The sequence below is a fragment of the Actinomycetota bacterium genome (assembly GCA_035640355.1).
GTDB lineage: Bacteria > Actinomycetota > UBA4738 > UBA4738 > HRBIN12 > CALGFI01.
Window position 1 is genome coordinate 63,094 of record DASQWI010000021.1, and the last position, 26,117, is coordinate 89,210.

Consider the following 26,117-nt stretch of genomic DNA (forward strand, 5'->3'; position numbering starts at 1 on the left):
CTCGTCAAGCGCGTTCGCGCCATTCCCGAAAATTCGGGTAGGACTGCTCCCCCCCGGAACGGAGCGAGCGCTCATGTTGAACGACGAGGTCGACGCCCCCGACATGCGGGAGGCGGAGTGCCCCTTCTGCGAGAACGCGGTGCTCGTCTACGAGCGGCCGCCGCGATGCCCGTTCTGCGCATGCCCGCTCGACGAAGAGCGCATGCACTCTTACGTGTGGCCGGACGAGGAGCCCTCCCCCTCGGGGTAGTCCTCGCCGTGGGACGGGCCTTCGCTTCGCGAGGGCCCGTCCCGTTCTTCTGCCGATGTACCACGCGCCAACACCTTCGCGGCGATGGCCTGCGCTTCGTCCAAGCGATCCCGATCGACGAACAGCCGAACGCCCAGCTCCCAGATCTGGCTGAAGAAGCCGGGCGCCTTGTACCACCAGGCGATCCCCGCGTGTTCCAGCTCCCCGGCGATCTCCTCGGCGTGCTCATGCGTGAACTGCCCGAGATGCACGGTGCGTACGTCGTCGAGGTTCACGGGACGATCTCCGCGGCCCGCCACCCCCGGACCGAGCTGACGAGTGCCACATCGTCCGCGCGACGAAGCTCGTCGAGCGTCACGCGTCGTTCGGTCAGCGTCCCATCGCGCAGCAGCACGGCACGGTAAGCGCCGGGCAGGAGCCCCGCGTCGAGTGGTGGTGTGACCCATCTGTCGCCGAACAGGAGGGCGACGTTGGCGATCGTGCTTTCGGTGACCTCTTCCCGAGTGTTGACGAGTAAGACGTCGTCGGTATCGGGTCGCTTCGCCCTCCGGCGCTCGTAGGGTTCCCGCAGCGTCGTCTTGTGGAACAGAAAGGCGTCGTCCGGATCGACGGGCTCGTCATCGATCGCCAGCCGCACGCGCGGCCCAGGGCTCGGCTCGAGCGCGCTCGAGGTGACGTCGACCGTTCCGTCACGTGCGAGTGTCAGTCGGATCCGCACCGGCTCGGCGGCGTCCTCGACCGCACGCTTGCACGCCGCCAGGGCGGACTCCGCATCGAACCGAAACCCGAAGTACTGAGCTGACGACCGAAGCCGCTCGAGGTGCTCGGACAGGTGACGAAACCCTTCGTCCGGCTCGAACCGGATCGACTCGAGCAGCTCGAACGCAGGCCGGGCCGAGGACAGCACGCGGGCCTTCGCCAGGATCTCTCCGTACTCGGCTTCCGGCGAAGAGTCGTACGTGATCCCGCCGCCGACTCCGTATTCAGCCGTTCCCGACTGCGAGTCGACGACCACGGTTCGGATCGCCACACCGAAGTTCGCCCGCGGTTCGCCGGACCCGCTCGGCGCGAGGTATCCGACCGCGCCGCAGTACACGCCCCTCGGTGAGTCCTCCACGTCCCGGATGATGCGCATCGTCGAAACCTTCGGCGCTCCGGTCACAGAACCGCTCGGGAACAGCGCCCGGAACACGTCGACGAGCGCAGTTCCGGGTGCGAGATCGGCGGCAACTGTCGACGTGAGCTGCCATACCGTCTCGTAGCGCTCCGGCTCGAACATCCGAGACACCGCGACCGTGCCGGCGAGAGCGATGCGCCCGAGATCGTTCCGCAACAGATCGACGATCATCGCGTTCTCGGCGCGATCCTTCTCAGAGGCGACGAGCTCCGCGGCGATCCGCTCATCCTCCTCGAGCCAGCGCCCGCGCGGCGCGGTTCCCTTCATCGGTCGGGTCGTCACGTGGGTGCCGTCCACGCGGAGGAACAGCTCAGGAGAGGCCGACAGGACGCGATACCGGCCGATGTTCAGGTATGCCGCGAACCCCCCTCGCTGAGCGAGCGCAAGGTCGCGGTAGAGTCCGCGTTCGTCGCCGCGGATCCGCGCGTTCAGCCGAATCGTGTGGTTCACCTGATACGTCTCGCCGGCGGCGATGAGCTCGCGGATGCGTTCGATCGTCGTCTCGTATCGCGCGAGATCGACCGACGCGCGCCACGGCATGGCCTCGTGCAGCGTGGAACGCGCCGCCACCGGCTGCATCGGGGCAACGTCGATCTTGGCGTCGAACAGGGCGAACCACCCGAGCGGCAGGTCGTCGAAGACATCTCCCGCCCTTCGCTCGCGCACGACGAGAGCGCGGTCGAGTCCCGGGGCGGCTTCGTACGCGACGAACCCGGCGGCCCAGAGCCCTCGCGACGCGGCGGCCTCCGCGGCAGCGATGATCGGCCCGACCTCGTCGGCGCGTCGGGCCTCGAGAACGCCCACCGGATCCGCGAACTCGAACGAGCGCTCCTGGCCCGGCGTCAGGTCGTCGAACCGGGCCCCGATCATCCCGACGCCAGTCAGAGGGTTGAGACCAGGGTTCGCACGACGTTCGCTTCGCTCACCGTGCTACCCCCCGGACCCCCGTCGGGAGTTGATCGCCTCGATCAGCTTGGGAACGACGCTGAGCGCGTCGCCGACGATCCCCACGTCCGCCAGGCGGAAGATCGGCGCGTCGCCGTCACGGTTGACCGCGATGATCCGCTTCGACGCCTTCATCCCCACGACGTGCTGCGTCGCACCGCTGATGCCAACGGCGATGTACACCTCGGGGCGAACCGCCTTGCCTGTCTGGCCGATCTGGTAGCTGTACGGAACCCAGCCAGCGTCGACGACCGCGCGGCTCGCGCCGACGGCTGCGTCTCCGATCGCCTCGGCAAGCTCTTCCAGCAGCCTGAAATTCGACGGGTCCTGCAGGCCGCGGCCGCCGGCGATGACGACCTTCGCGTCCTCGAGCTTCGGACCCGCCGCCTCTTCCTCATGGCGTTCGACGCGCTTCGCCGACCGCAGGTCGTCGGGGATCTGGACGTCGACCGGCACGACGTTCGCTCTTCCGCCGACGCGTTCGGGGACGAACGACTTGGGGCGAACGAGCACCAGCCTCGGCGTGGCGCCTTCGAGCGCGACGTCGATGATTCGGCTCCCCCCGAAGATCTGCGCCTGCGCGGCGTCGTCGCCCGGCACGTCGGTGGCATTGCTCATCAACGTGGTGCCAAGCCGCGCCTGCAGACGACCCGCGACGTCACGTGCGTCGTAGCTCGTCGAGAACAAGATGACGTCAGGGGAGTGCTCGCGCGCGAGCGCTTCGAGCGCGAACGCCTGCGGCCGCCCGAGGCCATCGTCGTACGCCTCGTCGTCGCTGGCGTAGACGGTTGCGGCCCCGTGCTCGCCGAGCTCGTTCGCAGACGCTGTCGCCCCGGGACCGAGCGAGATAGCGGCGACGTCGCCGCCGAGCGCGCGGGCCTTGGCGAGGAGCTCGAGCGCCGACGGTTTGGGCCCGTCGTTCGTGACCTCGGCGTAGACCCACATCATCACGTCAGATCACCTTCGCGTCGGCCAGGAGGTCCGCGACCTTTGCGTATGCGTCGTCGCCGGCCTGCAGGATCTCGCCGGGTCCCTTCTCGGGAGCCGGAGTTGCGGCCGTGACGCGCTGTGATGGTTTCAGGTCATCGGCCGCAAGGCCCAGGTCTCCGATCGTGACCTGCTCGACGGGTTTCTGTTTCGCCGACATGATCCCCTTCAGTGTCGGGTAGCGAGGTTCGGCGGCGCTTCCGGTCACCGTGGCGAGCGCCGGCAGTAGGCACTCGACCACGTCGAATCCGCCTTCCGTCTGCCGCTCGATGCGAAGCATCCCGTCGGACACCTCGACCGTGCGCGCGAACGTCGCGCTGGGGATGCCGAGGAGCTCGGCCACGGTCATCGGGAGCGTGCCGGTATAGCCGTCGGTCGACTCGACCCCGGCGAGGACTAGATCGAATGGGTTCCGCCGGACAACGGCCTCCAGAACCTTGGCCGTCACGAGCGCGTCGGCGCCACGGAGCGACGGGTCGGAGACCAGGATCCCCCGGTGCGCGCCCATCGAAAGCCCCTTGCGGATCGCGGACATCGCGACCTCGGGTCCCATCGAGACGAGCGTGACCTCGCCGCCCTGCGCCTCGACGAGCTGGAGGGCCGCCTCGACGGCGTACTCGTCTCCCGGATCGAGCGCGCCCTCGACGCCCTCCCGGACGAGCAGGAAGTCGTCGCCGAGCGTCGGCGTGCCGAGCGGCTCGGGGACGTACTTGATCAACACGACGATCTGCATCCGCTCGGCGAGGATACCCGCGCCCTTCCTCGACCAGTCCTGCCGAGGCGTGCGGCGCAGGGCGTCGTAGCATCGAGTCATGCCTTCCAAGGGATCGGTGCTCGTCGCCATGTCCGGCGGTGTTGATTCGTCGGTTGCGGCGTGCCTCCTGCGCGAGCAGGGCTATGAGGTGCTCGGCTCGCACATGGAGCTGATCCACTCGTCCGACGGTGTCGACCACGGCTGTTGCGGTCCGGCGGCGCGCGCAGACGCCGCCGAGGTGGCACGGATCGGCGGATTCGCGTTCGAGATCGTGGACATGAGCGAGACGTTCGCTGAGACGGTCCTGACCGACTTCTTCTCCGAGCACGAGGCCGGCCGGACGCCGAACCCGTGCACGCGCTGCAACGAGCACATCAAGTTCGGCGCGTTCCTTCGGCGCGCGAACGAGCTCGGCATCGACCACGTTGCGACGGGTCACTACGTCCGGACCGTATGCGACGAGAGCGGCACGTGGCACCTGCGCAAGGGTCACGACGTGGCGAAGGATCAGTCGTACATGCTGCACACGCTCGGCCAGGGCGAGCTCTCGCGATCGCTGTTCCCGGTGGGGGGCATGCCGAAGGCGGAGACGCGAGGCCTGGCGGCGCGGTTCGGGCTGCCGGTCGCCACCAAGCCCGATTCGCAAGAGGTGTGCTTCGTGCCCGGTGCCGATCATGCGGCGTTCCTCGAGACGCATATGCCGTCACTGGTTCGGAGCGGGGACATCGTCGACGCCGACGGCCGGGTCGTGGGCGAACACGACGGGTCGTTCCGGTTCACGGTGGGGCAGCGGCGCGGACTCGGCGTCTCGACAGGCGAGCGGACGTACGTCGTCGACGTGGACGCCTCCTCCAACCGTGTCCTCGTGGGGACGGGCGACCTGCTCGGGCGGCGGGCGCTCGTCGCCGATCGCGTGTCATGGGTGGCCGGACAACCGCCGGCAGACGGACCGTTCGAGGCTGAGGTCCGGCTGCGCTACCGCGGCGACGACGTTCCGGCGGTTGTCGAGTCGACGGCCGGCGAGATGCGCGTGGAGTTCCGAACGCAGCAGCGCGGCGTCGCGCCCGGCCAGAGCGTCGTCGTGTACGACGGCGACGAGCTCCTCGGCGGCGGCAGGATCGTTCGTTCGATCCGCTGACGTTCGATGGGGGCGCGGTCCTCGCGTCGCCGCGACGCACCCGGAGCGCGTGCCTGCCTGCGGATATCATCCGCCCGTCACAACGCGAAGGCATGCACGCATGAGACTCCTCCGGCGCAAGCCCCGCACCTTCGAGATCCAGGTGCAGGACATGACCCTGCACATCCAGGCGGGCAAGGACATCAACGAGGAGTCACGTGCCGCGGCGCTTTCGTTCTGGGAGCAGCTGCACGCCTACACGCTGCGGAATCCCCAGGTCGGGAACAGCAAGCGACCCATCGCGGTGCCCGAGGATGCGCCTCAGATCGTGCGCGAGATCGTCGCGGCGGCTCGCCTTGCCGGCGTCGGTCCGATGTACTCCTTCCAAGGCGCCGTCACCGACCACGTCGGCCGGTTCCTGGCGAAAGAGGTCGATGAGGTCACGGTGAACTGCGGCGGCGACTACTTCATCCTCGGACGGCGCCGGCAAAAGCTGACCGTGCTTCGCCGGTCGAACGACTCGACCGTTGCCATCGTCGTCCCGCCGAGCAAGCAGGGCGTCGGCATCTCGATGACGATGGGCCACGGGCATACGCCCGTCGACGGTCTCGCCGTGTTGGCGGACTCCTGCATGCTCGCGGACGCCGCGGCTGCCGGCGTTCAGGCCATCCTGCCGAAGAAGAACGGCCTCGCGGGAGCGCTCACCTACCTCAAGAAGGTTCGCGGCGTTCTCGGTGGGGTTGTCGTGGTGGGCGATCGCATCGGCCTCGCCGGGCCCGTGGAGCTCGCCGCGTGAGCGCCGCCCAGAAGCAGGTCTCCAAGACGGAGCGCGAGCTCGCCGGCGCACAGGTGCGCGTCGAAGAGCTCCGCGACCAGCTCAACTACCACTCGTACCGGTACTACGTGCTGGACGACCCGGAGGTCTCCGACGCCGAGTACGACGAGCTCACGCGCGAGCTCGCCTCGCTGGAAGAGCGGTTTCCCGAGCTCGTCACGCCCGACAGCCCGACGCAGCGAGTTGGAATCTCGCCCGCCGACCTATTCGCGCCGGTCGAGCATCGCGCGCGGATGCTCTCGCTCGACAACGCGTTCTCCCACGGCGAGCTCGAGGCGTGGGCGGCACGGGTCGAGCGGGCGGTGGGGACCGGTGCTCGGTACTCGTGCGAGGCGAAGATCGACGGCATTGCCGTCGCCCTGACGTACGAGAAGGGTCTGCTCGCCAAGGGCGCGACGCGCGGCGACGGCCGCATCGGCGAGGACATCACCGCGAACGTCCGCACCGTTCGAAGCGTTCCGCAGCGACTGCGGGTGAAGGACCCGCCCGAGTACCTCGAGGTGCGCGGAGAGATCTATCTGTCGGTCAAGGGGTTCGAACGGCTGAACGAACAGCTGCTCGACGCGGAACAACGTCCGTTCGCGAACCCTCGGAACGCGGCGGCGGGCTCGCTTCGACAGAAGGACCCCAAGGTGTCGGCGAGCCGTCCACTTGCATTGTGGGTGCACTCGTTCGGGTTCGCCGCGGGGATCAGGTTCGACTCACACTCCGGGTTTCTCACATGGTGCCGCGACGCAGCGCTCCCCGTCGCGCCGACCAGCGAGGTCGTCGACGACCTCGACGGTGTGATCGCCTACCTCGACCACTGGGAGAAGAACCGCCACAGCGTCGATTGGGAGATCGACGGCGTCGTGGTGAAGCTGGACCAGATCCCGTTGCAGGAGGAGCTCGGCGCCACGAGCCATGCTCCGCGGTGGGCGATCGCTTACAAGTTCCCTCCGGAGGAGCGCACGACCGTGCTCCGCAGCATCGACGTGCACACCGGCCGTACGGGGATCGTCACCCCGTTCGCCAACCTCGAGCCCGTACACGTCGCCGGCGTCACCATCACGACGGCGACGCTGCACAACGAGGACGAGGTCGCTCGCAAGGACGTCCGCGTGGGCGACCACGTCATCGTTCGACGAGCCGGTGACGTCATCCCCGAGGTCGTCGGCCCCGTGCTGTCGAAGCGGAAGCGCGGCGCCCGGAGGTGGACGTTCCCGGAGCGCTGCCCGTCGTGCGGAACCGAGCTCGTCCGACGGCCCGGTGAGGCGTACCGGCGCTGTCCGAACAAGCGCGGCTGTCCGTCACAGAACATCGAGTGGCTGTTCGCCTTCGCGTCGCGCGGCGCGATGGACATCGAGGGCCTCGGGTACAAGACCGGGATCCAGCTCCTGGACCGGGGACTGATCAAGGATCCCGGCGACATCTTCTCGCTGTCTGCGGATGACCTGGCACAGCTCGAGGGATTCGCGGACAAGTCGATCACCAACCTGCTCGCGGCGATCGAGAAGGCGAAGAAGCAGCCGCTGTGGCGCCTGCTCGTCGCGCTGAACATCCCGCACGTCGGTACGCACGTCGCGCAGGTGCTCGCTCGGGCGTTCGGCTCCATCGACGGGTTGAGCGAGGCGTCGGCAGAGCAGATCGACGATGTTCCGGAGATCGGATTGGAGATCGCCCGGAGCGTGCACGAGTGGTTCCAGGATCCGGAGAACAACGCGCTGCTCGAGAAGCTCGGTGTCGCCGGCGTTCGGATGGCCGACGAACGGCCGAAGCGATCCGGACGCGGAAGGCTCGAAGGCAAGACGCTGGTGCTCACCGGCGGACTCGATCGCCTCTCGCGAGACGAAGCAACCGCGGCGGCGCAGGCGGCCGGCGCGCGTGTCGCATCGAGCGTCTCGAAGAAGACCGACTTCGTCGTGGCCGGCGGGAACGCGGGGTCGAAGCTGGCGAAGGCCGAAGAGCTCGGCGTCGAGGTGATCGACGAGGACGAGTTCATGAGCCGGCTCGGGCCGGCGTGACGATGGGTGCGACCGTGATCGACGGCAACGCCGTCGCCGAGCAGCTCCGAGCAGAGATCGAGGAGGAGCTGCGCGTTCTGCGGCTCTCGGCGGTTCGTCCCGGGCTGGCCACGGTGATGGTGGGCGAGTCCTTCGACGCGCAGGCGTACGAGAAGCACGTGCGCCGTCTCGCCGAGGGGCTCGAGTACCGGTATGTCTCCGAACGCCTCCCCGCGGACGCAGAGCTCGCCGACGTCGTGGCCACGATCGGCAAGATGAACGCCGATCCTCGCGTGACGGGGGTGCTCGTGTTGCAACCGCTACCCGACCACGTTCCCGAAGCCGCTGTGAACAGCGCGCTCGAGCCGACCAAGGACATCGAGGCCGTGCACCCGTTGAACGCCGGTCTCCTCGCCCAGGGGCAACCGCGATTCCTGCCGTCGACGCCGGCATCGTGTTTCTACCTGCTCGACTCGTACGTCACGTCTCAGGGCCACGACGCGTCGACGTATTACTCCGGTCGGACGCTCGTCGTCGTGGGCCGCTCGAACAGCGTCGGAAAGCCCGCGCAGTGGCTCGGCCTGGAGCGGAACATGACGGTGATCACCGCGCACAGCCGAACCGCTGCGGCGGGACGGCTGGGAGACTTCACACGACAGGCGGACATCCTCATCGTGGCCGCGGGCAAACCCGGTTTGGTGACCGGAGAGATGGTTCGTGACGGCGTGATCGCCATCGACGTGGGCATCAACGCGGTGAAGGACGCATCGACCGGCAAGACGCGGATGGTCGGCGACCTCGATTTCGACGGCGTCGCGCTGAGGGCCGAGGCGATCACGCCGGTCCCCGGTGGCGTCGGCCCGATCACCGACGTGTGGCTCGTGGGAAACGCGTTCGCCGCCGCCGCGATGGCCCAGCGCGTCGAGCCGCGGTTCGGGCTGTTCAGGTGACGCGATGACGTACTCGATCGTCGCTCGCGATCCGGACCAGGGCGACCTTGGCGTCGCCGTGCAGTCGCACTGGTTCGCGGCGGGCATCGTGTGTTGGGCGGAGGCGGGCGTCGGTGCGGTCGCCACACAGGCATCGGCGCTGATCGACCACGGTCCGCTCGCGCTCGATCTGATGCGCTCGGGGAAGAGCGCCTCCGAGGCGCTCGCGGAACGAGTGGCGATGGACGAGGAGCGTGCGCACCGGCAGGTGGCCGTCCTCGACGCGCACGGCGGCGTCGCCGTTCACACGGGCGAAAGCTGCATCCCCGAAGCCGGCCACCGGATCGGCGACGGCTTCTCGTGCCAGGCGAACATGATGCGTCGAGACACCGTGTGGGATGCGATGACCGTCGCGTTCGAGACGACCTGGGGCGACCTCGCCGACCGATTCCTGGCCGCGCTGGAAGCCGCCGAGGCCGAAGGCGGCGACATCCGTGGCAAGCAAGCGGCGAGGATCCTGGTCGTTCGGGGGGAGCGGACCGAGAAGCCGTGGGAGGACGTGCTCGTCGACGTTCGCGTGGACGACCATCCAAAGCCGCTCCACGAGCTCGCTCGGCTGCTCCGGCTGAAGCGCGCGTACGACCACGAGGAACGAGCGTCCGAGCTGAGCGATGCCGGCGACGTCGAAGCCGCGGCGAAGGAATCGGAGGCGGCGTTTGCGCTCGTTCCGGGGAATCCGGAGCTGTCGTTCTGGACGGCCGTCAGGATGGCGACGCAGTACGACATGATCGAGCAGGCGAGGCCGATCCTGCGATCCGCCCTCGGTGACGACCCCGGCTGGCGGGAGCTGTTGCGGCGACTCGGCCAACGCAGGCTAAGCGGTCTCACGCCCGAGGCGGCCGAACGCCTCCTCCGGGACGGCGACTGAGAGCTCGCGACTAGACTTCGGGCGTGCCGGTCGAGATTGACATCGATCACGTCGCTCGGCTCGCGCGCCTCGAGCTCTCCGACGAGGAGAAGGAACGCCTCCGCGTACAGCTCGCCGTGATCCTCGACAACGCGGCGAAGGTGGGTGAGGTGGCGACGGAGGACGTGCCTCCGACGGCGTACGCGATCCCGCGGTCGAACGTGCTTCGCCCCGACGAGCTCACGCCGAGCCTCCCCGTCGAGGAGGTCCTGGCGAACGCGCCGGAGGTCGAGGACGACCGGTTCAAGGTTCCGCGCATCGTCGAGGTCGAATGACGTGACTGCGCTCTGCGACCGCACCGCAACGGAGCTCGGCGCGATGCTTCGCGCCGGCGAGACGTCGTGCGTCGAGATCACCGCGTCGTGCTTCGAACGGACCGAGGCGGTCGAGGACCGTGTCCGCGCGTTCCTGGCCCGTCGCCGGGACGCTGCGCAGGAGCAAGCAGCAGCGGCGGACTCTCGCATCGCGTCGGGCGGCGCGCCGGCAGTGGCCGGCATCCCGTTGGCCCTGAAGGACGTGCTCTCCACGCGCGGCGTCGAGACGACGTGCGGCTCGAAGATCCTCGACGGCTACGTGCCGCCGTACGACTGCACGCCGTGGAAGCGACTGAAAGAGGACGGCTCGGTCCTTCTCGGTAAGACGAACTGCGACGAGTTCGCCATGGGCTCGTCGAACGAGAACTCCGCGTTCGGGCCGGTGCACAACCCGTGGGACCTGGCGATGGTGCCGGGCGGCTCGAGCGGCGGGAGCGCGGCGGCGGTCGCGGCGGGCGAGGCGATCTGGGCCCTCGGGACGGACACGGGCGGCTCGGTCCGTCAGCCCGCGTCGCTCTGCGGCGTCGTCGGGTTGAAGCCGACGTACGGGCTGATCAGCCGGTACGGCTTGATCGCGTTCGCGTCGTCGCTCGACACGATCGGGACGTTCACGAGAGGCGTTCGCGACGCCGCCACGCTGCTCTCGTGCATCGCCGGGAAAGACGACCTTGACGCCACGAGCCTCGATACGCCGCGACGCGACTACACGGAGGGGATCGACGGCGGGATCGACGGCCTCCGCGTCGGCGTCGTGCGCGAGGCGTTCGGCGAGGGCGTCGAGGCCGGCGTCGAGTCGAGCGTCCGCGACGCGATCGACCGGCTCGCCGGGCTCGGCGCCACCGTCGGCGAGACGTCGCTGCCACACACCGACTACGCCCTGTCGGCGTACTACCTGATCGCGCCGTCGGAGGCGTCGTCGAACCTGGCGCGGTACGACGGCGTTCGGTACGGGCTGCGCGTCGACGGCGCCGATTCCGTCGAGATGATGACCCGGACGCGGGGCGCGGGGTTCGGAGCCGAGGTGAAGCGCCGGATCATGCTCGGGACGTACGCGCTCTCGGCCGGCTACTACGAGGCCTACTACGGGCAGGCCCAGAAGGTGCGGACGCTGATCATCCGCGACTACGAGGCCGCGTTCAGCGACTTCGACGTGCTGGTGTCGCCGACGTCTCCGACGACGGCGTTCCCGATCGGCGCGAAGGTCGACGACCCGCTCGCCATGTACCTGAACGACGTGTTCACGATCCCGGCGAACTTGTCCGGCATGCCGGCGATCTCGATCCCCAGCGGCCTCGACGAGAAGGGCCTGCCGGTCGGCTTGCAGATCACCGCGCCGGTGCTGCGCGAGGACGTGGTGCTCCGGACGGCGTTCGCGCTCGAGGAATCGATCGCCTTCGACGGACGTCCTCGACTGGTCACGGACCTCGCCGCGTAGCGCTAGGCGACGGCTTCTTCGCGTTCAGGCAAATCGTCGCCGGATTCCTCACCGCGCTCGGGTCGGCCCGTCGAGATAATGATGGCGACGCCGATCACGACGATCGCGCCGGCGATGAACGTTCGGAGCGTGATCGTCTCGTCCAGGATGAGCCATCCGAGGAACACGGCGACGACGGGGTTCACGTACGCGTACGTCGACACCAGCGATGTGCGCGCGTTCCGGAGCAACCACACGTACGAGGTGTAGCCCACCCATGACCCGATCGTGATGAGGTAGCCCAGCGCGAGCAGTGACTCCACCGAGAAGTCCTCGTACCGGATCAACGCGATCTCGCCGCGCGCGACGCCGGCGAGGACGAGGATCAGCCCACCGATCAACATCTCCATGCCCGCTCCGACCAGCGGACGCTTCGGGAGCGGCGCGTTGCGCGAATAGAGCGACGCCGCCGTCCAGCTCATCGAGGCGACGACGCCGACGAGGAGACCCGACAGCGGCGCGTACCCGTCGAACGCCGTCCCGCCGATCAGCAGCGCGGCGCCGCCGAACCCCATGACCAGGCCGATCGTGGTCAGCCACCCGACCTCGTGTCGCAGGAGCACCCGATCGACCAGCGCCATCCACAACGGAACGAGCGCGATGATCAGCGAGATTGTGCCCGATGGAACCGTTCGCTCCGCGAGCACGACGAGCCCGTTCCCCCCCGCGACGAGACCCGCACCGACGAGGCCCGCTGCGATCCAGTTCTGGCGCGTCGGACGGTCGCCCTCGACGTCGCCGCGCCGCACCGTCACGGCGTAGAGCACGAGCCCGGCGACGAAGAACCGGAACCCCGCGGCGATCAGCGGTGGGAGCGTCTCGTTCGAAACGCGGATCGCCAGATAGGTGGTGCCCCAGATGATGTAGACGGCCGTGAGGGCGGTCCAGATCATTGCGGGGGAGGCGCTCGTGCGGTCACCATGGTTCGCCCGCCTCATCGAGCCACTGTAGCGGCGCTCTCGAGCGATTCGTCCCCTCATTGGTTCTCGCCCGTTACCGATTGGACTGCCTCGGGTTGCCCCGTGGTGCGTAAGGAGGGTCACGGCGGTCGGATACGCTTCGCGCGTCATGGCGGAGTACGAGAGCGTCATCGGCCTCGAGTGCCACGTCGAGCTCTCGACCGAGACGAAGATGTTCTGCGGGTGCAGGAACGAGTTCGGCGCGCCGCCGAACACCAACGTGTGCCCGGTCTGCTTGGGTCTCCCCGGGTCGCTCCCCGTCCCGAACGCGAAGGCGATCGAGTACATCGTTCGGATCGGGCTCGCGCTCAACTGCCGAATCGCCGATGAGAGCTTGTTCCACAGGAAGAACTACTTCTATCCCGACATGCCGAAGAACTTCCAGATCAGCCAGTACGACCTCCCGATCTGCATCGATGGGCACATGGAGATCCAGGTCGGCGCCGAGACCCGTCGGATCGGGATCACTCGCGTGCACATGGAGGAGGACACCGGAAAGACGACGCACGTCGGTCGGTCCGGGCGCATCGATCAGGCCGACTACGCGCTGATCGATTACAACCGAGCCGGCGTCCCGCTCGTCGAGGTGGTGAGCGAGCCCCACATGCGCTCACCCGACGAGGCGCGCGCGTACTTCGCCGAGCTCCGCGCGACCCTCGAGGCGGTCGGCGTGTCCGATGTTCGGATGGAGGAAGGTTCGCTCAGGTGTGACGCGAACATCTCGACGCGGCGAGTCGGGGTTGCGGAACTGGGGACGAAGGTCGAGATCAAGAACCTCAACTCGATCCGGTCGCTCGACCGCGCTCTCAGGTACGAGGAACAGCGGCAGCGCGCGGCGCTCGATGCCGGCGAGACGCTCGTCCAGGAGACCAGGCATTTCGACGAGGAAAGGGGGAGCACGCACACGCTCCGCTCGAAGGAGGAGGCGTTCGACTACCGCTACTTCCCCGAGCCGGATCTTCCGCCGCTCGCTCCGCAGCCGTCGTGGGTCGATCGGGTCGGCGCATCGCTGCCGGAGCTTCCCGCTGCAACGCGCGCCCGCTACGTGGCCGGCCACGCGCTGAAACCGGAACAGGCACGGCTCCTCGTCGCTTCAACGTCGACCGCTCGGTTCTTCGAGGACGTCGTCGCGCTCGGTGCCGATCCGCGCGCCGCTGCGAACTGGGTGACGCAGGACCTCGCCGGGCTGCTGAACAAGGCGCGCGTGGAGCTCGACGAGACGAAGGTGACGCCGCAGCACGTCGCCGACCTCGTGCGGCTGATCGAGGACGGAACGTTGTCGCAGACCGCGGCGAAACAGGTGCTCGAGGATGTCGTGGAGACGGGCGACGAGGTGGACGACATCGTCGATCGCCGGGCGCTGCGCCGGGTGACCGACACGTCTGCGCTCGAGACGTGGGTAACGGAAGCGATCACCGAGAACCCAGGGCCGGTCGAGCAGTACCGCCGCGGCAAGGAGGGCGCCCTGAACGCCGTCCTGGGTGCCGTGATGAAGAAGTCGCGCGGCTCGGCGGACGCCAAAGCCGTCCGCGAGCTGTTGCTCCGGCGGCTGTCGGAGAGCTGAGCTCATCGCGCCGGTGAGGGTCGATCCGGCTTCCCGGCGGTACCCGTGGTGGCAGCTGATCCTGCTCGGTTTGGTCGGTCTGCTCGAGGCGCTGATCAGTCCGATCGGCCGCATGTGGCGCTCCGACCAACCGCTCGAGCGGTACGGGCTCGCTCACCTCGTATCCGTCGCGGGTGACGCGTTCGTCGCGATCGCCCTCGCCGGCTCGGTGTTCTTCGACCTTCCGGTGGGGGAGGCGCGAGGGCGTGTCGCGCTCTACCTCGCCTTGACGACGGCGCCGCTGGCGTTCGCCGCTCCGTTCCTCGTCCCGCTACTCGACCGAGCGGGGCCCCGGCGCCAGATCTCGTTCGTCGCGGCGCTCGGGCGCGCCGTCGTGGCGCTGTACGCGGCTCCGCGGTTCGGGACGCTCCTGCTGTTCCCCGCGGCGTTCATCCTCCTGGCGCTGTCGAAGGTGCACGCGATCACCAAGAACGGGCTCGCCGTCGCGTACGCCGGTCGCACCGAGGGGTTGGTGCGCGCGAACGCGCGGCTCGGCCGGATCGCCGCGGCCGGTGCGGTGTTGGGGGCCGGGCCCGCCCTGGTGTTGCTGCGGTTCGGCGGCGCGGAGGCGACCTTGTACGGCGCCGCGATCACGTACACGGTCGCCGCGCTCTTGAACCTTCGACTGCCCCACCCCAGGCTCCGCGGCGGCGAGGCCGAGGTGACCCGTACAGGCGCGATCCCCGCCCTCGCGGCGCCCGCGATCGGGGCCGCCGGCCTTCGCGCCGCGACCGGGTTCCTGCTCTTCGCGCTGGCGTTCGCCCTTCGACGAAGCGGCGAGCCGGCGTGGTGGTTCGGCGTCCTCGCCGCGGCCGGAACGGCCGGCGGCTACGTCGGCGATCTCATCGCGCCCCGCCTCCCGTCATCGCTGAGAGAAGAGGCGGTGGTCGTCGCGTGCGTGATCGGCGCCGGGATCGGTGCGGTGCTCGCGTTCGTCGCGTTCTCGCTACCGGTTCTCGTCGTCTTCGGCGTCGTCGTCGGCGCGTCTGCCGAGCTCGGGCGGCTCGCGTTCCAGAGTCTGATGCAGCGCCTTGCGCCGGGTGGCGCGCACGGGCGCGTGTTCGTTCGGTACGAGGTCGTGTTCCAGGTGGCGTGGGTGGCTGGTGCCCTGATCCCGTCGATGCTCCCGATCGATTTTCGGTGGGGGTTCCTGATCCTCGCCGGGCTGTATCTCGTCGCGGGTGTCGGCTACTTGACGCCGGATCTGCTCGCTCGGCGCCGCGCCTGAGGTAGTCGGAGTGGCAAAGCGGGTTGCGATACGCTGCCGCACGTTCGCGCCGCATCACGGAAGTACAGCGAGGGTCGAGCGGCCACGTCATCGGGCCAAGACATCAGGAGGGAATCGAGCATGGCTGGTGAGTGGGTCAAGGTCGGGCCGGAGGGTGAGGTCGCCGAGGGCGAGATGAGCTCGTTCGGCGCGGGCGACCGGATGGTGGCCATCGCGAACGTCGAAGGCGACCTGCACGCGTTCGACGACGTCTGTACGCACCAGGGATGCTCGCTTGCCGAAGGAGAGCTCGACGGCACGACCGTCGAGTGCCCGTGTCACGGCAGTCAGTTCGACGTCACGACGGGCGAGGTGATCGGCGGACCGGCGACCGAGTCCGTGGACTCGTTCCAGCTACGCGTCGAAGGCGGCGAGGTCCAGGTGTTCATCAACGAGCAGTGACGATCGGCACCGCACGGAAGTTCAGCCCGCGATGAGACTCCGGAACCGATGACGACGTTCGTCATCGTCGGCGCAGGCGAAGGCGGAGGCACGGCGGCCGGATCGCTCCGCGACGCCGGATACGACGGCGACGTCGTGCTCATCGGCGAGGAGCCGATGCCGCCGTACGAGCGGCCACCGCTCTCGAAGGAGTACCTCCGCGGCGAGTCGGACCATCACCTCGTTCGTCCTCCGGAGTGGTACGAGGAGAACAACGTCGATGCGCGGTTCGGTGTTCGCGTAGAGCGAGTCGACGTATCGGCCCGAGAGGTCGAGCTCGGCGATGGCAGCCGCGTTGCGTTCGATCAGCTGGTCATTGCGACTGGATCGCGCAACCGCCGGCTGCCGCTTCCGGGGCTCGAGCTCCCGGGCGTCCATGACCTTCGCTTCGCGCCGGACGCCGACGCGATCAGGAGCTCGGCGAAGAACGCGTCCAAGGCCGTCCTCGTGGGGATGGGATTCATCGGCGCCGAGGTCGCTGCGTCGCTGCGGCAGCTCGGCCTCGACGTCACCGTCGTCGAGTTTGCCGGCACGCCGCTCGAACGAGTCCTCGGTCCCCAGCTCGGCGGAGCGATCGAGGCGCTCCACCGCGATCACGGCGTGGAGATGATCTTCCACGACGGGGCGGAACGGTTCGAGGGTGACGGCCGGTTCGAGGCGCTCGTGACCAAGGAGGGTCGGAGGATCGAGGGCGAGATGGCCGTCGTCGGTATCGGCGTGCAACCGGTCACTGAGGTGGCTGAGAAGAGCGACGTTCCCACGGACAACGGCATCCCCGTCGACGCGACGTTGCGGACGTCGATCGACGGGATCTGGGCGATTGGCGACGTCGCGCGGCACGACCATCCGGTGTTCGGGTCGATCCGCGTGGAGCACTTCGACAACGCGTTGAAGATGGGGGAGCACGTCGCGAAGAACATGCTCGGCGCGAACGAGGTGTTTGACGACGCGCATTGGTTCTGGTCCGACCAGTACGACACTGAGATCCAGATGTCGGGGTTCGCGACCGAATGGGACCAGACGGTGATCAGAGGGAACGTCGACGAGCGGAGGTTCGCCGCGTTCCTGCTGAAGGACGGCCGGCTGCTCTCGACCTTCAGCATGAACTGGAAGCACGATGTGCGCCGTTCGATGCCGCTGATCGTCGGGGGCGTCCGCCCGGACCCCGCACGGCTCGCCGACCCCGAGGTCGATCTGCGAAAGCTCAAGCCGCCGAGCAATTGATCGCACCCTGACGTCCGCGATCGCTGTCGGGACGCAGCGGTGCCGGTGATACGCTGACCGCGTTCGTTCCTCGAACGACCCCCCGTTAGGAGCAATGCGGATGAACCGGCCCGAGATCCTCCTTGCCCCGGGGCCGACGCCGATCCCGCCCGAGGTGCTGCTGGCGCAAGGCAGCCCGCTCGTCTACCACCGCGGACCCGGCTTCGGCGCGTTGATGCGACAGGTGACGGAGCGTTTGAAGCAGCTCTATCGGACCGATCGCGCCGACGTGCTGGTGATGACGTCATCGGGAACGGGCGGACTCGAGTCGGCGGTCCAGAACGTCCTCTCGCCCGGGGACGAGGTGCTCGTGCCACTGGCCGGCTACTTCTCCGAGCGCTGGACCAAGCTCGCCGAGGCGCATGGGCTCGTCGTTCGGACCGTCGAGTACGAGTGGGGCCGTCGCGTCGACCCGTCTGACGTCGCGGCCGCGCTCGCCGAGACTCGCGTCAAGGCGGTGTTGCTCACGCACTCCGAGACGTCGACGGGCGTCATCCAGCCGGTTCGAGAGCTCGCGCGCGTCGCGCGCGACGCGGGCGCGCTCGTGATCGTCGACGTCGTCTCGAGCCTGGGCGCGGTTCCGTTCGCCTTCGACGAGTGGGGGGTCGACGTCGCCGTCGGCGGGTCGCAGAAGGCCCTGTCCGCGTCACCCGGGCTCGCGTTCGTCGCGATCTCCGAACGCGCATGGCAGGCGCACGAGCGCTCCACGATGTCACGGTTCTACTTCGACTGGAGCTCGTACAAGCGGTATGCCGAGCTGCCGCATCCGGAGAACCCGTGGACCCCCGCGATCAGCGTGATGCAGGGCCTCGCCGCCGCGCTCGAGCTCTACTTCGAGGACGGGGTCGACGCCGCGATGCGTCGCCACCAGATGCTGTCACGCGCGGTCAAGGACGGCGTGCAGGCGCTCGGCCTCGACCTGTTCGGCGAGGGGCTGCAGGACAACTGGACGGTGACGGCCATCCGCGCGCCCGAGGGGATCGATGCCGACACGATCAGCGACCGGATCCGTTCGGACTTCGGCGTGGTGATCGCGCCGGGTCAGGGACCGCTCCGCGGGAAGGTCTTCCGCATCGGGCACTTCGGCTATTACAGCGAGCTCGACATCGCGCGCGGGCTCGCCGCGCTCGAGATGACGCTGGAACGGCTGGGCTACCCGGTGAAGCGGGGCGCGGCGGTTGCCGCCGCCGAGGGCGTGTTTCAGGAGCACGCCTCCAGGGACGGGGCTGGCACCGAGCGCGGCTAGCGAACACACATGAAGGTCCTCGTCACCGAGCCGCTGTCGGATGCGGGGCTCGAGCTCCTTCGCCGCGACTTCCAGGTCGACGTGCGCCTGGAGCTCGCTGACGGTGACCTGGAGCAGGCGGTCGCGCCGTACGACGCGCTCGTCGTGCGTTCGCAGACGGAAGTGACCTCCGACGTGATCACCGCCGGCGAGAACCTCAAGGTGATCGCACGCGCCGGCATCGGTCTGGACAACGTCGACGTCGAGGCGGCAACGCGACGTGGCGTCATGGTGGTGAACGCGCCGCAGTCCAACATCGTGTCGGCGGCCGAGCACACGATCGCCCTCATGCTCGCGCAGGCGCGCAACATCCCCCGCGCGAACGACGACCTCAAGTCGGGACAGTGGGACCGCGCCAAGTACCAGGGCGTCGAGCTCCAAGGCAAGACGCTCGGTGTCCTCGGCCTGGGACGCGTCGGCGCGCTCGTGACGCAGCGGGCGACGGCGTTCGGTATGCGCGTGATCGCGTTCGACCCGTACGTTCCGAAGGAGCGGGCCAAGGAGATGGGCATCGAGCTCATGCCGACGGTCGAGGCGCTTCTCGTGCAGGCCGACTTCATCTCCATCCACCTTCCGCGGACGCCCGACACCGAACGGCTGATCGGCGAACGCGAGCTCGCGCTGATGAAGGAGGGCGCGCGGATCGTGAACACGGCGCGCGGGGGCATCGTCGACGAGGATGCACTGGCGAAGGCGATCGAGGACGGCAAGCTCGCCGGCGCCGCGCTCGATGTGTTCGAGGCCGAACCGACCACCGATTCGCCGCTGTTCGAGTTCGATCAGGTCGTGGTCACGCCGCACCTCGGGGCCGCCACCGCGGAGGCGCAGGACAAGGCCGGGGCCGCGATCGCAGAGATGGTGCGGCTTGCCCTCTCCGGGGAGTTCGTCCCCTACGCCGTGAACGTCTCGGCAGCGGCCGAGGTCACCGAGACCGTCCGGCCGTACCTCCCGCTTGCGCAGAAGCTCGGCGCGCTCGTCACCGGCCTCGCGCCGGGCGCGGTTCGGCGTGTCGAGGCGCAGTACCTCGGCCGGATCGCGGAGAGCGACACGCGCGTGCTCACCCTCGGCGTGGTGAAGGGGGTGCTGTCCGGCGTCGTTCACGAGCCTGTCTCGTACGTGAATGCGCCGACCATCGCTCGGGAGCGGGGGATCGCGATCAGCGAGACGCGCTCGACCGTCTCGAGCGACTACGTGAACGTGATCCACGTCCGCGCCGATACCGACGAGGGACCGGTGAGCGTCGCAGGAACGCTCGTCGGCAAGCGGAACGCCGAACGGGTCATGCAGGTGAACGACTACGACATCGAGATGGCGCCGGCGCGGTTCATGCTGTTCTTCACGTACATCGACCGGCCGGGGATCATCGGCAAGGTCGGCACGATCCTCGGCGAACACCAGATCAACATCGCGACGATGGACGTAGGCCGGCCCACGCGGGGCGGAACCGCATTGATGGGACTTACCCTCGACAGCCCTGTGCCCGCCGACGTGATCGAACGGATCCGCGCCGAGATCGAGGCCGGTCCCGCGCGGTTCATCGTGTTGCCCGACTGAATCGAAACGTCGACGAACTTCGCGACGGAGCTCTTCCAACGGCGTGCGATCGCGTGCTATCCTTCCGCGGCTATGTTGCGACTCCAGGTGTTCATCAGGGATCGGAAGGGCCTCCGCATGCCCTTCCCGGCTGCGGGCTAACACCCGCGCCCGCCGCCCGGCGGGCTCCCAGAACACCGAAACCCTCGTTCCACCGAGCCGTAGGAGTCGTCCGATGCGCACCTCAACCAAGCCGACGCCGCCCAGGACCGCCGTTCGTCGTATCGCGGCCGGCCGTCTGATCTCCATCACCGGCGGGGCCGCCGCGTACACCGCGCTCGGCTTCACCGTTTGGGACCAGACGCACTCGCCGTGGATGCAGGCGCTGTCGTTGCTGCTCACGTTCGGCGTCGCGGGCATCCTCGGGCCGTTCGCCGGAGCGCTCGGCGACCGCTTCGACCGGCGCCGCGTCATGATCGTGTCCGAGCTTGTCTCGGCGGGCTTCTTCGCCGCGATGGCGATCGTTGACGACGCCGGTCTGCTGATCGCGCTCGCGTTCGGTTCGGCACTCGCGGAGCTGCCGTTCTTCTCCGCGTCGCGTGCCGCGATCCCTTCGCTGATTCGGGACGACGAGCACCTGTCGTGGGCGAACAGCCTCGTCACTGTGGGTGTGAACGCGGGCATCGCCGTGGGGCCGGTCATCGGCGGCGTTTTGCTCGCGGCCTTCGGCGACGCGTCGTGGGTGTTCGGGATCAACGCGGTCTCGTTCGTCCTGTCGGTCCTGATCACGCTCTCGGTGCACGCCCGGTTCCAGGATGACCGCGAACCAGCCGAGCACGGCGAGCACGACGGCTTCGCGGCGGGACTCACGTTCCTGTGGCGTGACGCCGTGCTGCGGCGCCTGGCAGCCGCGTGGCTCGTCTTCGTCATCGGAATGGGCATGAGCATGGTCGCCGACGCTCCCCTTGCCGAGCACTTCGACGCGGGAGAGGTTGGATTCGGGTTCCTGATCGCGTGCTGGGGGCTCGGCTCGGTGCTCGGCTCGGCCGCGGGCCGTTGGATGAACCGCCGGTCCGAACCAAAATGGCTCGTCGCCGCGGCCTTCGGCATCGCCATCTCGGCGTTCGGGGTCGGTCTCGCGCCGGCATTCGCGCTCGTGCTCGTAGCGCTCCTCGTGATGGGCACGTCGGACGGGCTCACGATCGTGGCGGAGAACGGGATCATGCAACGACGGACGCCCGACGCGATCCGGAGTCGCACGATGGGCGCGTTCGAGGCGGTCATCTCGCTGGGACTGGCGATCTCGTACATCGTCGCGGGACCGGTGCTCGACGCGGTGACACCGCAGGGCGTGTACCTGATCGGCGGCGCCACGGCGCTCGCCGCCGCGGTGCTGCTGGTCCCGCTGCGGAACCTGCGGCCGGTCGCCGAGGACGAATCCATCCCGCCGCCGGCTGCGCCGGGAGCCACCGTCCTCGGCGAGCCCGTCGCTCTCGCGCCGGAGTGATCGTCATGATCAGGCCCCCCGGGCGTTCCGGCGGGTGGCACGATTGAGCGAAGCGGCCGTTCATCCAACCTGACGGGTCGGCTTGAACGGCCGTTCAGCGATGTGGTTCCATGCGCGCTTACGGCATGCAGGCGAACACGTACGACGCCATCGTGATCGGCGGAGGCCACAACGGCCTCGTGGCAGCGGCCTACCTGGCCAAGAGCGGCGCTCGCGTCGTCGTCTGTGAGGCTCGACACAAGACGGGCGGCGCGGCGGCGACCGATCAACCGTGGCCCGATCATCCCGAGTTCCGGGTGACGACGCTCTCGTACGTGATGAGCCTGATGCCCGACACGATCATCCGGGACCTCGAACTCGAGCGACACGGATACCGCGTGCATCCGGTCGGCCCGTACGTCGTTCCGTTCCCCGATGGGCGCTTGATGATCGAGTACGAGGACACGTCGAAGAACCGTGAGGAGTTCGCGAAGTTCTCCAAGAAGGACGCCGACGCGATCGAACGGTGGGACGCGTGGATCGCTGGGCTCGCGGGGGTGCTCGGTCCGCTGCTGATGACGACGCCGCCCAAGCTCGGGTCGAAGCGGCCGCGCGACCTCTTCGAGCAGATCCGTCTGGCGTGGCGGTTCCGCGGTCTCAACGTCCGAACCGTGGGCGAGGTCACGCGGCTGCTCACGATGAGCGTGGCAGACATCCTCGACCGGTTCTTCGAGTCCGAACAGGTGAAGGCGGTGATGGCCATCAACGGGCTGATCGGCACGTGGGCGGGCCCGTACGAGCCGGGGACCGGCTACGTCATGGCCCATCACTCGATCGGCGACGTTGGCGACGGAACGCTTGGCTCGTGGGGCGTGCCGGAGGGAGGAATGGGCGCCGTCGCTGGGGCGATCGAACGGAGCGCTAGGACGTTCGGCGCCGAGATCCGCACGAACGCCAAGGTCGAGCGCGTACTCGTTCGCGGCGGAAGGGCGCGAGGCGTCGCCCTCCAGGGCGGCGACGAGCTGAGCGCGCCGATCGTGATCACGGCGTGTCACCCCCAGATCACGTTCCTGCGTCAGCTCGATCGGGCCGAGCTGCCGGACGAGTTCGTCAGCGATATCGAGCATTGGTCCAGTCGCTCGGGCGTCGTGAAGATCAACTGCGCGCTGTCCAAGGCCCCGACACTGGCCGCGGACCCCGAGTGGAACGACTACAGCGGCGGCTTCGAGATCGCGCCGTCGATCGATCAGCTGGAACGGTCGTTCGAGGAAGCGCGCGCGGGCAAGGCGTCGACGCTCCCGTTCAGCGACGGCGTGATCCCGACGGCGCTCGATCCGTCGCTCGCTCCGGAGGGCGCGCACGTGGTGTCGCTCTTCACGCAGTGGGTGCCCCACGAGTGGTCGAAGGAGCCGCACCGGGACGAACTCGAGGCGTACGCCGATCGCGTGATCCAGTCCTACGACGACGCCGCGCCGGGGTTCAAGGAGTCCGTGATCGCGCGACAGGTGATCGGCCCGTACGACATGGAGAACGAGTGGCACCTGATCGGCGGCAACATCTTCCACGGCGAGCTGTCGGCCGATCAGCTGTTCCATTTGCGGCCGGCGCCCGGCTACGCCGACTACCGCACGCCGATCCACGGGCTGTACCAGTGCTCGAGCGCGACGCACGGGGGCGGCGGTGTCTGCGGCATCCCGGCGTACAACTGCGTCCGCGAGATACGGCTCGACCGCAGACGCGGCGTCCTGAAGTAGATGAACGAACCGTACTCGTTCACGTTCTACACGGCGTCGTGGTACCGGCGTTCGCCGTACTGGCAGCGGTCGGTCGAGGCGGGCTGTCGGAGCTGGGACCTGTACAACCACATGTTGATCCCGACGCTGTACGACGACGACGAGGCCGAGTACTGGCACCTGGTCAACCACGTCACGCTGTGGGACGTTGCGGTGGAACGGCAGGTCGAGATCACCGGCCCAGACGCCGCGGCGTTCACCCAGTTACTGACGTGCCGAGACCTCTCGCGCTGTGAAGTGCTGCAGTGCAAGTACGCGCCGATCATCGCGCCCGGTGGCGGAATCGTTAACGACCCGATCTTGCTGAGGCTGGGCGAGGACCGGTTCTGGCTGTCGACCGCCGACTCCGACGCGCTCCTGTTTGCGCTCGGCGTGCAGGCATTCGCCGGACTCGACGTGTCGATCAGAGAGCCCGACGTTTCGCCGCTGCAGGTGCAGGGGCCAAGGAGCAAGGACGTGATCCGATCGCTGTTCGGCGATGAGGTCGCGGACCTCCGGTACTACCGGTGCTGGGAGGGCTCGGTCGGCGACATCCCCGTCGTGGTGTCCCGAACGGGGTGGAGCGGCGAGGTCGGATTCGAGATCTACCTGTGCGACGGCGCGCGCGGTACCGAGCTCTGGGACCGGGTCATGAAAGCGGGCCGTCCGTTCGAGATCCGGGCGATCGCGCCGTCCGACCAACGAAGGCTCGAGGCGGGGATCTTCAACTACGGCAACGACATGGGCATCGCGGACACGCCGCTGCACGTGACGGGGATGGAGCGGCTCGTCGAACCCGGAGTCGACCACATCGGCCGGGAAGCGCTCGAGCGCATCGCGTCCGAAGGCGTCGATCGCAAGCTCGTCGGCGTCGAGATCGGCGGCGACCCATTCCGTCTGTGGCTCGAGGAGTTCTGGGACGTTCGGCACCGCGGCGAAACGGTCGGCCGGCTGACCAGCGCGTCGTACTCGTTCCGACTGAAGAGGAACATCGGATACGCGTGGGTGCCCATCGAGCTCGCCGCGCCCGGGAACGAGGTCGAGGTGCTCTCCCAGGACGGGCCGGTACCGGCCGTGACGGCGACGCTTCCGTTTCTCGATACGAACAAAGACATCCCGGTGTCGTAGTCATGGTCGCGCAGCGGCTTTGTCGAGGATGATGCACCCGTGGAGTCGCTCGGTGGTTCGCTCCTCGTCGCCGGTCCGTCGCTGTGGGACCCGAACTTCCGGCGGGCAGTCGTGCTCGTCGGCCATCACGACGATGCAGGCGCCGTTGGCGTCGTGCTGAACCGAGCGACCGAGGTCGACGTCGTCGATGCCGCGCCTCCCCTGGCAACGCTCGTCGGGCTGGGGCAACGCGTGTTCGTCGGTGGTCCCGTGCAGCCGCAGTCTGCCGTCGTCGTCGCGGATTTCGAGCGTCCCGAGCTCGCGGAGGTGATCGCGTTCGGCTCGATCGGATTCCTGCCCGACGGCGTCGACGCCGAAGGGATCGGACCGCTGCGGCGCGCACGTGTGTTCGCTGGCTACGCGGGGTGGGGTGCCGGTCAGCTCGAGCGGGAGATCGAAGAGGGGTCGTGGATCGTCGAGTCCGCCCGCGTCGAGGACGTGTTCACCGAGGAGCCCGACGATCTGTGGAGCGCCGTCGTGCGACGGAAAGGGCCGAAGTACCGGCTGATGGCGACGATGCCGCTCGATCCCTCACTCAACTGATGCGGCTCGAACGCGCGCGCTGACGATCGTGCCGTCCGAGACCTTCACGTTCTACGTCCAGCCCTGGTACCGGAAGTCGCCGTACTTCGACGCGACGAAGCGCCACGGGTGCACGAGCTGGGGTCTGTACAACCACATGCTGCTGCCGACGCTGTACGACGATCCGATAACCGAGTACTGGGCGCTGGTGAACGACGTCACCCTGTGGGATGTCGCGGTCGAGCGCTGTATCGAGGTGCGCGGTCCGGACGCGTTCGAGCTCATCGATTCGATCACGTGCCGCGACCTGTCCAGGGTCGAGGTCATGCAGGCGCGATACGTGCTGATCACTGCGCCGTGGGGCGGCATCGTGAACGACCCAGTCTTGCTCCGCCTTGCCGAGGACCGGTTCTGGCTTGCCCTCGCCGACTCGGACGCGCTTCTGTACCTCGCCGGCGTGGCAGGAGCGCGAGGACTCGACGTCGAGATCCTCGAGGCGGACGTCGCCCCGTTGCAGATCCAAGGTCCGCGATCCAAGGACGTCGTGCGTGACCTACTGGGCGACGCGGTTGCCGACCTCCGCTACTACTTCTGCGCCGAAGCGGACGTCGACGGCATCCGCGTTGTCGTCAGCAGGACCGGATGGACGGGCGAGGTCGGGTTCGAGCTGTATCTGCAGGACACGAGCCGTGCGGACGAGCTGTTCGAACGCATCGTGCGCGCCGGGGAGCCTCACGGACTTCGCGTCATCGCGCCATCCGAGGCGCGCAGGATCGAGGCCGGCATCTTCAACTACGGCTCCGACATGACGATCGACAACAACCCCTTCGAGGTGACCGGGCTCGAGCGGCTGGTCGAGCCGAAGGCAGCCGACTACATCGGCAAGGCGGCGCTCGAGGAGATCCGGGCGCGGGGCGTCGATCGCAAGCTCGTCGGCCTCGAGGTGCCCGGCGAAGCGCTCCCCTTCGAGCTCGCCGAGAAGCGCCCTGCGTTGCACCGGGGCGAGCCGGTCGGCACCGTCACCGATCTGATCTGGTCACCCCGCCTCGAGCGCAACATCGGCTACGTCTGGGTCCCGATCTCGCTCG

The 26,117-nt window shown here is 68.5% G+C and carries 23 protein-coding genes; 18 read left to right on the forward strand and 5 right to left on the reverse strand.

Translation table 11 applies throughout. From position 1 onward, the window contains the following. Positions 1–210: 210 nt before the first annotated feature. Genes VFA08_11460 through VFA08_11475 form a run of 4 tightly spaced genes read right to left on the reverse strand, consistent with a single transcriptional unit; the run spans position 211 to position 4,173 of the window. Positions 211–525 carry a hypothetical protein gene (locus tag VFA08_11460; protein ID HYZ14200.1) on the reverse strand — a complete coding sequence of 105 codons (315 nt, stop codon included), beginning with the start codon at positions 523–525 and terminating at the stop codon, positions 211–213. Further along, positions 522–2,297 carry an aminodeoxychorismate synthase component I gene (gene pabB, locus VFA08_11465; protein HYZ14201.1) on the reverse strand — a complete coding sequence of 592 codons (1,776 nt, stop codon included), beginning with the start codon at positions 2,295–2,297 and terminating at the stop codon, positions 522–524. The genes VFA08_11460 and pabB overlap by 4 nt, the downstream gene beginning before the upstream one ends. A gap of 60 nt (positions 2,298–2,357) precedes the next feature. Next, positions 2,358–3,320 carry an electron transfer flavoprotein subunit alpha/FixB family protein gene (locus VFA08_11470; protein ID HYZ14202.1) on the reverse strand — a complete coding sequence of 321 codons (963 nt, stop codon included), beginning with the start codon at positions 3,318–3,320 and terminating at the stop codon, positions 2,358–2,360. A gap of 4 nt (positions 3,321–3,324) precedes the next feature. After that, positions 3,325–4,173 (reverse strand): electron transfer flavoprotein subunit beta/FixA family protein, encoded by an 849-nt coding sequence (locus VFA08_11475; GenBank protein ID HYZ14203.1) that lies wholly within the window; start codon positions 4,171–4,173, stop codon positions 3,325–3,327. Here VFA08_11475 and mnmA point away from each other — a divergent pair. The 7 genes from mnmA to gatA all read left to right on the forward strand — a co-directional run bounded on the left by mnmA (position 4,172) and on the right by gatA (position 11,692). Further along, positions 4,172–5,251, forward strand: coding sequence for a tRNA 2-thiouridine(34) synthase MnmA (gene mnmA / locus VFA08_11480; protein HYZ14204.1), 1,080 nt, complete (start codon positions 4,172–4,174; stop codon positions 5,249–5,251). The genes VFA08_11475 and mnmA overlap by 2 nt on opposite strands. 100 nt (positions 5,252–5,351) lie before the next feature. After that, entirely contained in the window at positions 5,352–6,026 is a 675-nt protein-coding gene (locus VFA08_11485; GenBank protein HYZ14205.1) for a hypothetical protein, read from the forward strand. Beyond that, entirely contained in the window at positions 6,023–8,068 is a 2,046-nt protein-coding gene (ligA, locus tag VFA08_11490) for an NAD-dependent DNA ligase LigA (GenBank protein HYZ14206.1), read from the forward strand. The genes VFA08_11485 and ligA overlap by 4 nt, the downstream gene beginning before the upstream one ends. A 2-nt stretch (positions 8,069–8,070) precedes the next feature. Next, positions 8,071–8,997, forward strand: a complete 927-nt coding sequence (locus VFA08_11495; GenBank protein ID HYZ14207.1) for a tetrahydrofolate dehydrogenase/cyclohydrolase catalytic domain-containing protein — start codon at positions 8,071–8,073, stop codon at positions 8,995–8,997. Positions 8,998–9,001: 4 nt separating this feature from the next. Beyond that, a complete protein-coding gene (locus tag VFA08_11500) occupies positions 9,002–9,904 on the forward strand; it encodes a DUF1028 domain-containing protein (GenBank protein ID HYZ14208.1) in 903 nt (300 codons plus the stop codon). A gap of 23 nt (positions 9,905–9,927) precedes the next feature. Further along, positions 9,928–10,218, forward strand: a complete 291-nt coding sequence (gene gatC, locus VFA08_11505; GenBank protein ID HYZ14209.1) for an Asp-tRNA(Asn)/Glu-tRNA(Gln) amidotransferase subunit GatC — start codon at positions 9,928–9,930, stop codon at positions 10,216–10,218. Between the two features lie 43 nt (positions 10,219–10,261). Then, on the forward strand, positions 10,262–11,692 hold the full coding sequence (gene gatA / locus VFA08_11510; GenBank protein HYZ14210.1) for an Asp-tRNA(Asn)/Glu-tRNA(Gln) amidotransferase subunit GatA: 1,431 nt from the start codon (positions 10,262–10,264) through the stop codon (positions 11,690–11,692). A 2-nt stretch (positions 11,693–11,694) separates the two neighbouring features. Here gatA and VFA08_11515 read toward each other — a convergent pair whose 3' ends face one another. Then, positions 11,695–12,624: an EamA family transporter gene (locus tag VFA08_11515; protein HYZ14211.1), complete on the reverse strand. Its 930-nt coding sequence runs from the start codon at positions 12,622–12,624 to the stop codon at positions 11,695–11,697. A gap of 175 nt (positions 12,625–12,799) precedes the next feature. Here VFA08_11515 and gatB point away from each other — a divergent pair, with 175 nt between their 5' ends. The 11 genes from gatB to VFA08_11570 all read left to right on the forward strand — a co-directional run. Further along, the gene (gene gatB / locus VFA08_11520; protein HYZ14212.1) at positions 12,800–14,254 is read left to right on the forward strand and encodes an Asp-tRNA(Asn)/Glu-tRNA(Gln) amidotransferase subunit GatB; all 1,455 of its coding nucleotides are present in this window, start codon (positions 12,800–12,802) and stop codon (positions 14,252–14,254) included. A 13-nt stretch (positions 14,255–14,267) separates the two neighbouring features. Further along, on the forward strand, positions 14,268–15,521 hold the full coding sequence (locus VFA08_11525) for a hypothetical protein (protein HYZ14213.1): 1,254 nt from the start codon (positions 14,268–14,270) through the stop codon (positions 15,519–15,521). A 120-nt stretch (positions 15,522–15,641) separates the two neighbouring features. Beyond that, positions 15,642–15,962, forward strand: a complete 321-nt coding sequence (locus VFA08_11530; GenBank protein ID HYZ14214.1) for a non-heme iron oxygenase ferredoxin subunit — start codon at positions 15,642–15,644, stop codon at positions 15,960–15,962. Positions 15,963–16,010: 48 nt separating this feature from the next. Then, positions 16,011–17,225, forward strand: a complete 1,215-nt coding sequence (locus VFA08_11535; GenBank protein HYZ14215.1) for an FAD-dependent oxidoreductase — start codon at positions 16,011–16,013, stop codon at positions 17,223–17,225. A gap of 100 nt (positions 17,226–17,325) precedes the next feature. Then, a complete protein-coding gene (locus VFA08_11540; GenBank protein ID HYZ14216.1) occupies positions 17,326–18,510 on the forward strand; it encodes an alanine--glyoxylate aminotransferase family protein in 1,185 nt (394 codons plus the stop codon). Between the two features lie 9 nt (positions 18,511–18,519). Continuing rightward, positions 18,520–20,103 carry a phosphoglycerate dehydrogenase gene (gene serA / locus VFA08_11545; protein ID HYZ14217.1) on the forward strand — a complete coding sequence of 528 codons (1,584 nt, stop codon included), beginning with the start codon at positions 18,520–18,522 and terminating at the stop codon, positions 20,101–20,103. A gap of 214 nt (positions 20,104–20,317) precedes the next feature. Further along, the gene (locus tag VFA08_11550) at positions 20,318–21,589 is read left to right on the forward strand and encodes an MFS transporter (protein HYZ14218.1); all 1,272 of its coding nucleotides are present in this window, start codon (positions 20,318–20,320) and stop codon (positions 21,587–21,589) included. 110 nt (positions 21,590–21,699) lie between these two features. Then, positions 21,700–23,322, forward strand: a complete 1,623-nt coding sequence (locus VFA08_11555; protein HYZ14219.1) for an NAD(P)/FAD-dependent oxidoreductase — start codon at positions 21,700–21,702, stop codon at positions 23,320–23,322. After that, positions 23,323–24,468 carry a glycine cleavage T C-terminal barrel domain-containing protein gene (locus tag VFA08_11560; GenBank protein ID HYZ14220.1) on the forward strand — a complete coding sequence of 382 codons (1,146 nt, stop codon included), beginning with the start codon at positions 23,323–23,325 and terminating at the stop codon, positions 24,466–24,468. Between the two features lie 39 nt (positions 24,469–24,507). Then, positions 24,508–25,050 carry a YqgE/AlgH family protein gene (locus VFA08_11565; GenBank protein HYZ14221.1) on the forward strand — a complete coding sequence of 181 codons (543 nt, stop codon included), beginning with the start codon at positions 24,508–24,510 and terminating at the stop codon, positions 25,048–25,050. Positions 25,051–25,078: 28 nt separating this feature from the next. Further along, the coding region (locus VFA08_11570) for a glycine cleavage T C-terminal barrel domain-containing protein (protein ID HYZ14222.1) at positions 25,079–26,117 on the forward strand (1,039 nt) is incomplete at its 3' end.

Bases quoted from the DNA above. Each gene is read 5' to 3' on its own strand.
- VFA08_11540 (HYZ14216.1), top strand. From the start codon at position 17,326: ATGAACCGGCCCGAGATCCTCCTTGCCCCGGGGCCGACGCCGATCCCG.
- VFA08_11500 (HYZ14208.1), top strand. From the start codon at position 9,002: ATGACGTACTCGATCGTCGCTCGCGATCCGGACCAGGGCGACCTTGGC.
- gatB (HYZ14212.1), top strand. From the start codon at position 12,800: ATGGCGGAGTACGAGAGCGTCATCGGCCTCGAGTGCCACGTCGAGCTC.
- VFA08_11515 (HYZ14211.1), bottom strand. From the start codon at position 12,624: ATGATCTGGACCGCCCTCACGGCCGTCTACATCATCTGGGGCACCACC.
- serA (HYZ14217.1), top strand. From the start codon at position 18,520: ATGAAGGTCCTCGTCACCGAGCCGCTGTCGGATGCGGGGCTCGAGCTC.
- VFA08_11470 (HYZ14202.1), bottom strand. From the start codon at position 3,320: ATGATGTGGGTCTACGCCGAGGTCACGAACGACGGGCCCAAACCGTCG.
- VFA08_11560 (HYZ14220.1), top strand. From the start codon at position 23,323: ATGAACGAACCGTACTCGTTCACGTTCTACACGGCGTCGTGGTACCGG.
- mnmA (HYZ14204.1), top strand. From the start codon at position 4,172: ATGCCTTCCAAGGGATCGGTGCTCGTCGCCATGTCCGGCGGTGTTGAT.
- VFA08_11530 (HYZ14214.1), top strand. From the start codon at position 15,642: ATGGCTGGTGAGTGGGTCAAGGTCGGGCCGGAGGGTGAGGTCGCCGAG.
- VFA08_11550 (HYZ14218.1), top strand. From the start codon at position 20,318: ATGCGCACCTCAACCAAGCCGACGCCGCCCAGGACCGCCGTTCGTCGT.
- VFA08_11555 (HYZ14219.1), top strand. From the start codon at position 21,700: ATGCGCGCTTACGGCATGCAGGCGAACACGTACGACGCCATCGTGATC.
- pabB (HYZ14201.1), bottom strand. From the start codon at position 2,297: ATGATCGGGGCCCGGTTCGACGACCTGACGCCGGGCCAGGAGCGCTCG.
- gatA (HYZ14210.1), top strand. From the start codon at position 10,262: ATGCTTCGCGCCGGCGAGACGTCGTGCGTCGAGATCACCGCGTCGTGC.
- VFA08_11475 (HYZ14203.1), bottom strand. From the start codon at position 4,173: ATGACTCGATGCTACGACGCCCTGCGCCGCACGCCTCGGCAGGACTGG.
- VFA08_11535 (HYZ14215.1), top strand. From the start codon at position 16,011: ATGACGACGTTCGTCATCGTCGGCGCAGGCGAAGGCGGAGGCACGGCG.
- VFA08_11485 (HYZ14205.1), top strand. From the start codon at position 5,352: ATGAGACTCCTCCGGCGCAAGCCCCGCACCTTCGAGATCCAGGTGCAG.
- VFA08_11495 (HYZ14207.1), top strand. From the start codon at position 8,071: ATGGGTGCGACCGTGATCGACGGCAACGCCGTCGCCGAGCAGCTCCGA.